Source organism: Streptomyces sp. NPDC018026 (assembly GCF_044327745.1).
GTDB lineage: Bacteria > Actinomycetota > Actinomycetes > Streptomycetales > Streptomycetaceae > Streptomyces > Streptomyces rubrogriseus.
In genome coordinates, this window is record NZ_JBIRFY010000038.1 from 1 (window position 1) to 7591 (window position 7591).

Genomic DNA, 7591 nt, shown 5'->3' on the forward strand with positions numbered 1-7591 from the left:
CGGTGGCCGCGGAGTTTGATCTGGTGGTCGGCGCGTCCGTCGTAGGTGAGGTGGCCGTGGTGGTTCCAGTGGGCGAGGTCGCCGGTGCGGTACATACGGGCGCCGGGGATGCTGCTGTGGGGGTTGGCGGTGAAGCGTTCGGCGGTGAGGGCGGGGCGGCCGAGGTATCCGCGGGCGAGCTGTTCGCCCGCGAGGTACAGCTCGCCAGTGACGCCGGGGGCGACGGGGCGCAGGGCTGAATCCAGGACGTAGACCTGGGTGTTGGCGAAGGGGCGTCCGATGGGGACGGCGCCTTCTTCCGTGCTGTCGAGGTGGTGGTCGGTGATGTTGACGGTGGATTCGGTGGGGCCGTAGGCGTTGATGATCTGGACGCCGGGGTGCTGGGTCCGCCAGGTGGCGAGGTGGTCGGTGTGGAGGGATTCGCCGCCGAGGATGAGGGTGTGGGACGGGGATGCCGTCTCGGGGAGTGTGGTGAGCAGGGGGAGGTGGCTGGGGGTGGCCTTGATCAGACTCGGTTGAGTGTCCGACTCTTCGAGGCTGGTGAGGTGGACCGTGCCGCCGCTTGTCAGGGGGGTCCACAGGGCGGTGATGGTGAGGTCGAAGGCCAGTGGCGAGTGGAGGACGGTGGCGCCGGTCATGGCGGTGTAGGTGGTGCGGGCGCGGTGGAGGTAGGTGGCCAGGGCGTGGTGTTCGATGACGACGCCCTTGGGGCGGCCGGTGGAGCCGGAGGTGTAGATCATGTAGGCCGCGTGCCGCGCCGACCACGGGCTACGGCGCTCCGCGTCCGTGAGCGGACCGTCGGGACGGCTGGCATACGCAGCGGCGTCCACCGGCTCCGTGAGGATCAGGGCGGGCCGGGCGTCGTCGAGCATGTAGGCGATGCGCTCGGCGGGGTAGTCGGGGTCGATGGGCAGGTAGGCGGCGCCGGTCTTCAGCACGGCCAGCATGCTGGTCACCGCGTCCAGCGACCTGGGCAGCGCGATCGCGACGAAGTCCTCGGCGCCGAGGCCCTGTTCGAGCAGGTGCCGGGCGAGTTGGTTGGCGCGCCTGTCCAGCTCGGCGTAGGTCAGGGTGGTGCCGTCGCACACCACCGCTGCGGCGTCCGGCGTCAAGCGGGCCTGCTCGCTGATCAACTCGTGCAGCGGCGTCCCCGGAAGCTCGGTCAGGGCCCCGTTCCACTCCACCAGGACCCGCTCCCGCGCGGCCGGGTCGAGGGTGTCCAGGTGGGCCACCGGACGGTGCGAGTCGGAGATCAGGGTCTCCAGTACCCGCAGCATCCGTCGGCCGAAGTCGCGCGCGTACGCCTCGTCGTAGAGGTCGGGGCGGTAGTCGACGCGGAAGGACAGTTCGGCGCCGCGCATCGTCGCGACGACGTTGACGGCGAAGTGCGTGCCGCCCTTGATGTCGGCCGAGGCGACCCGGAGCCGGTCCGGGTCGGCGGGGGCGGTGAGGTCGCCCTCCTCGACCGGGTAGTTCTGGAAGACCATGGCGGTGTCGAAGAGTTCGCCGTGTCCGGCCCAGTGCTGGATGTCGGCGAGTCCGGGCCACTGGTGGTCCAGGAGGCGGGCCTGTTCGGTCTGGAGGCGGCGGAAGAGGTCGCCGAGGGGTTCGGCCTGGTCGAGGCGGGCGCGGACGGGCAGGGTGTTGATGAACAGGCCGATCATGGACTCGACGCCGGGCAGTTCGGGCGGGCGGCCGGAGACGGTGGCGCCGAAGACGACGTCGTCGCGTCCGGTGGCCTGGGCCAGCGCGAGGGCCCAGGCGCCCTGGACCACCGTGTTCATGGTCACGCCCTGACCCCGTGCCCAGGCCGACAGCGCGCCGCTGACCTCGGAGTCCACGGTGAAGGACACCTGTGCGGGGGCGGTCGGCGCCGGACCGGCGTCGGCGGCGAGGAGGGTGGCCTCGTCGAGCCCGGACAGGGACCGCTGCCAGGCGTCGCGGGCGGCGTCCCGGTCGCGGGCGCCGAGCCAGGCCAGGTAGTCGCGGTAGGGACGGACCCGGGGGAGCGCGGAGGGGTCGCCCTCGGCGGCGTAGAGCGCCATGAGTTCGCGCAGCAGGACCGGCATGGACCAGCCGTCCAGCACGATGTGGTGGTTGGTCATCACCAGCCGGACGCGGTCGGCGGACAGCCGGATCGCGGTGAAGCGCAGCAGCGGGGGGCGGCCCAGGTCGAAGCGTCGGGCACGGTCGGCGGCGGCGAGCCGGTCGGCCTCCGCCCGGCGCTCCTCCTCGGGCAGCGCGCTCAGGTCGGCGTCCCGCCACGGCAGATCGACCTCACGCAGGACCAGTTGGGCCCAGGCCCCGTTCTTGCGCTGCCGAAACCCGGCGCGCAGGTTGGCGTGCCGGCGCAGCAGGGCCCCGGCCGCCCCGCGCATCCGGGCGCTGTCGAATGGGCCCTCCAGGTCGAAGGCCACCTGGCCGATGTAGAGGTCGGGCCCCTCGGTGTGCAGCAGCCCGAGGAACACGAAGCCCTCTTGCAGCGGGGAGAGCGGAAGGATGTCTTCGATCTTGCCGCGCGCACGGGTCGGTTGCTGGCTCACTGCTCAATCTCCCACTCGGACTCAAGGTCGGACTCAAATTCCTCGATCTCGGACTGGCTGAGCGAGCCGAGGGTCACGTCGGACGGGGTCAGGCCGCCGGTGCCGGACCGGCCGGCCTCCTCTACCAGGGCCTCCAGCGCCCGGAACCATTCCTCGGCCAGGCGGCGGGCCTCGTGATCGGGGACCAGGCGGCGCGCGTAGGTCCACTCCGCGCGCAGTCGGGGGCCGTCCGCCCCCTCGTGGACGACGGCGCTCAGCTCCACCGCGTGGGCCAACGGCGCCGCGGGCCGCGAGGCGGCAAGACCGCCGCCCGTGATGCTCCACGGCTCCGGGGTGCCGGTGGCCGGGGTGATCCGGCGGCCCAGGTAGTTGAAGCCGAAGTCGGGCTCGGGCAGGCGCGCGAGGCGGGGCCCCGCGGTGGGGTTGAGGTGGCGCAGCAGGCCGTGGCCGAGGCCGTCGCCCGGTACGGACCGCAACTGTTCCTTCACCTGCTTGAGGCCGTCCCGGAGCGCGTCGGCGTCCTGGTGCAGCCGCGCCCAGTCGGCGACGTCCGGCGCCAGCCGCACCGGGTACATCGACGTGAACCAGCCCGCCGTACGGCTGAGTTCGGAGCCCGGGACCGCTTCCTCGTGGCGGCCGTGGCTCTCCAGGTCGAGTACGACGGGCGCGTCAGGGTCCTCGCCGCGCCCGCGCCGCCACCCGGCGACGGCGAACGCGAAGCCGGTCAGCAGGACGTCGTGCACGCTCGCGTTGACGCCCCCCGGCATGCGCGTGAGCAGGGCCTCGGTCGTGTGCGGGGCCAGGTCGAGGCCGATGCGTCCGGCGTCGCCCTGGAGATCGCGACCGCGGTCCAGCCGCAGCGTGCCCGCCCCGGCGAGCGTGTGCTCCCAGTGGGCCGTCTCCGCCTCGACGCGCGGGTCGGCGGCCAGCGTTCGCAGTGAGGTGGCCCACTGCCGCCAGGAGGTGCCCACCGGGGCGGGCTCCTCGCCCCGGTAGGCCGCGGCGAGGTCCGGTACGACGATGCTCCACGTCACCGAGTCGACCACCAGGTGGTGGGCGACCAGGACCAGCACACCGTCCGTTCCGTCCGTTCCATTCGTTCGGTCCGTTCCGTGCGTGCCGTCGACCAGGACCGCCTGGAACATGCGGCCCTCGGCCGGTGCGAGGCGGTCCCGTGCGGCGCACGCCGCCTCCGCGAGCAGGGCGTCGCGCTCCTCGCCGGTGGCGCCGGGGCCCCGCGTGACGACGCGCAGGACGTCCGCGGCCGGGACACTGCCCGGTGCGCGTACCTCCGTGCTCCCGTCGGGCAGGACGCGCAGGCGCAGCGCGTCATGGTGGTCGAGCACGCGCTGCAGGGCCGAAACGAGCCGGTCCCGGTCCACCGCGGGCGGCAGGGACACCACGACCGACTGGTTGAAGTCGTCGCCGCCCAGACCCAGTTCGGCGGTACGGGCCATCACGGGGGTCAGCGGGGCGGGACCGTACGGCGGCACCGCTTCGGCCTCCGGCACGCAGGCCGCGTCGGCCCGGTCCGTCAGCGCGGCGGCCAGCCGGGCCGTCGACTGGTGCTCGAAGACGTCACGGACGGCGAGGGCGAGTCCGGCGGCGCGGGCCCGGCTGACGAGCTGGATGGACAGGATGCTGTCGCCGCCCAGATCGAAGAACCCGTCGTCGACGCCCACCGCGGACAGGCCGAGCACCTCGGCGAAGAGCGTGCACAGCAGCTCCTCGGCGGGGGTGCGGGCGGCCCGCCCGGTGGACGCCGCCCCGTAGTCGGGCGCGGGCAGCGCCTTGCGGTCCAGCTTTCCGTTGGCGGTCAGCGGCAGGCTGCCGAGGACCACGAACGCCGACGGCACCATGTAGTCCGGCAGCGCCTGGCGGGAGAAGGCGCGCAGCGCGTCCGGGTCCACCTCGCCGTCCCGGCCCGCCGCGGCCACCACGTAGCCGACCAGGCGCCGGTCGCCGGGCCGGTCCTCGCGGACGACCACGGCGGCCTGGGCCAGCTCCGGGCGCGTGGACAGGACCGTCTCGATCTCGCCCAGCTCCACCCGGAAGCCGCGGATCTTGACCTGGTCGTCGGCGCGGGCCAGGTACTCCAGTTCGCCCGCCGCGTTGTGGCGGACCAGGTCGCCCGTGCGGTACATCCGCTCGCCGGACCCGCCGTACGGATCGGCGACGAACCGCTCACAGGTCAGGCCGGGACGGTCCAGGTAGCCGCGCGCCAGACCGGAGCCGGAGATGAACAGCTCGCCCGGCACGCCGGCCGGTACCGGCTGGAGGTACCGGTCGAGGACGTAGGCCCGGGTGTTCCCCGTCGGCCGCCCGACCGGCAGGCTGCCGCCGGCCTCGTACGGCGCGGTGACCTCGTGCTGCGTGACGCACAACGTCGTCTCGGTCGGCCCGTACAGGTGACGCAGCACGACGCGCGGGTTGTGTGCGAGGACCCGGGCCACCGCGGCGGGCGAGACCACGTCACCGCCGGTCAGCACCTCCCGCACCCCGGCGAAGCACTCCGGTGCCTCCTCCGCGACGACCCGGAAGAAGCCCGCGGTGAGGTGGATCGCGGTGATGTCGTGAGCGGTGATCAGATCGGTGATCGCGGCCGGGTCCAGGTGTCCGGGCGGTGCCACGACGACCGTTCCGCCCGAGACCAGGGGCACCCACATCTCGTAGCAGGACACGTCGAAGGCGTGCGGGGCGTGCAGCAGCACCCGCTGGTGGACGCCCGGCCGCCAGCAGTGGTCGCGGACCAGGTCCACGACCCCGCGGTGGGTGACCGCGACGCCCTTCGGCACTCCGGTGGACCCGGAGGTGTACATCACGTAGGCGAGATCCTGCGGCCGCAGGCCCACCTGCGGGGCGTCGTCGACGTACCCGGAGTGCGAGCCGGTGCCGGAGCCGGAGCCGGGGTCCGCGTCGGCCTCCGAGCCGGAGGTGGCGGCAGCGCCGAACTCGTCGACCACCATCACCCGCGCGCCCAACTGCCCGGCCCGCGCCGCCTCGGCCCGGTCGGTGAGGATCAGCGTCGCGGCGGTGTCCGACACCACGTGCCGCATCCGGTCGAGGGGATACGTGTCGTGCAGGGGCACGTAGGCGCCGCCCGCCTTGGCGATGGCCAGCGTCGCCACGACATGGGCGGGCGACCGCTCCATCAGCATGACCACCGGCGTACCCGGCCGCACCCCCTGCTGCCGCAGCAGCCGGGCCAGCCGGTTCGTGCGCAGGTCGAGTTCGGCGTACGACACCGTCGTCCCGCCCCGTACCAGGGCCGGTGCCCCGGGCGTCCGCTGCGCCTGCTCCGCGAACAGTTCGGGCAGCGTCCCGTCCAGGCCCTCCAGCAGGGGGCCGGTTCCCCGGCCGAGCAGCGAGAGCCGTTCGGACCCGCTCAGCACCGGCACCCGGGACAGCCGCACACCGGGATCGGCGACGACCGCTTCCAGCGTCCGCACGAACCGCTCCACCAGGGACCGGGCCGTGGAACGGTCGAACAGGTCGGTCCGGAAGTCCAGCGCACCCGTCAGCCCGGTGCTCCGGCCCTCGCCGTCCCGGACCTCGGCGAGCGCGAACGCCAGGTCGACCTTGGCCGCCCCGAGCCGGCTGCGCTCCGCGTCGACCCGCAGCCCCGGCAGCGCCAGCGAGGCGTCCGGGTCCGTCTCCGCCGTGCTCAGGATCAGCATCACCTGGAAGAGCGGGTGGTGCGCCAGCGTACGGGCCGGGTTCACTGCCTCGACCAGCCGCTCGAAGGGGAGGTCCTGGTGCGCGTAGGCGGCCAGGTCGGTGCGGCGGGTGTCCTCCAGCAGCTCCCGGAAGGTGGGGTTGCCGCTGGTGTCGTTGCGCAGGACGAGCGTGTTCACGAAGAAGCCGACCAGGTTCTCCGTCGCGTCGTCGGTACGTCCGGCGACCGGGGTGCCGATCGGGATGTCCTCGCCCGCGCCCAGCCGGGTCAGCAGCACGGCGAGCGCCGCCTGCACCACCATGAACGTACTCGAGTGCGTGGCCCTGGCCAGCTCGGTCAGCCGCACGTACAGGTCCGCGTCGAGCGAGAAGGCGACGCGGTCGCCGTCCTGGCTCGCCACGGCCGGCCGGGGCCGGTCGACGGGGAGGTCGAGCTGCTCGGGCAGGCCCGCGAGCTGCCCCTTCCAGTAGGCGAGTTGCCTCCCCGCGGGAGCGTCGGCGTCGGCCTCGTCGCCGAGGACCTCCCGCTGCCAGAGCGCGTAGTCGGCGTACTGCACGGGCAGCGGCTCCCACGCCGGTACGTCGCCCGCACAGCGCGCCGAGTAGGCGGCGGCGAGGTCGTGACCCAGCGGGGTGCGGGACCAGGCGTCGGTGGCGATGTGGTGGATGAGCAGCAGCAGTACGTGCTCCTGCTCCGAGATCCGGAACAGCGTGGCCCGCACCGGGACGTCCGCCGTGAGGTCGAACGCGTGATGCACCCCCGCGGAGAGCACCGCGTCCAGCTCACCCTCCCCGGTGTCGACCACGCCGAGCGGCAGCATGCCGGGCTCCCAGACGTGGATCACCTGACGGGGGCCCTGATCGTCCTCGGTGTAGGTGGTGCGCAGGCTTTCGTGGCGGGCGAGGAGGTCGTTGAGGGCGTCGTGCAGGGCGTGGGGGTCGAGGGTGCCGGTGAGGCGGAGGGTGGTGGGGATGTTGTAGGTGGCCGAGGGTCCTTCGAGCTGGTGGAGGAACCAGAGGCGTTGCTGGGCGTAGGAGAGCGGGATGCGCTCGGGACGCGGCCTCGCGGTGAGCGCGGCCCGCGCACGACCGGCCCGGTCGAACGCACCCGACAGCCCGGCGATCGTCGGCGTCTCGAAGAACTGCCGGATGGACAGTTCGACGCCGAGTGCGGTGCGGGCGCGGGAGACGAGGCGGGTGGCGAGGAGGGAGTGTCCGCCGAGGTCGAAGAAGTTGTCGTCGATGGTGATGTGGTCGACGGAGAGGACTTCGGCGAAGAGGGTGCAGAGGATTTCTTCGCGGGGGGTGCGGGGTGCGCGTCCGGTGGTGGATGCGGTGTGTGCGGGGGCGGGGAGGGCGGTGCGGTCGAGTTT

The 7591-nt window shown here is 73.3% G+C and carries 2 protein-coding genes; both read right to left on the reverse strand.

Annotation, left to right across the window (positions count from 1 at the left end; genetic code table 11):
* Positions 1-2543: amino acid adenylation domain-containing protein (locus ACH4D3_RS41040; RefSeq protein WP_398332863.1), on the reverse strand; the 2543-nt coding region annotated here is incomplete at its 3' end.
* Positions 2540-7591, reverse strand: a 5052-nt coding sequence (locus tag ACH4D3_RS41045; protein WP_398332864.1) for an amino acid adenylation domain-containing protein, incomplete at its 5' end; no start/stop codon positions are given. The genes ACH4D3_RS41040 and ACH4D3_RS41045, both read right to left, overlap by 4 nt.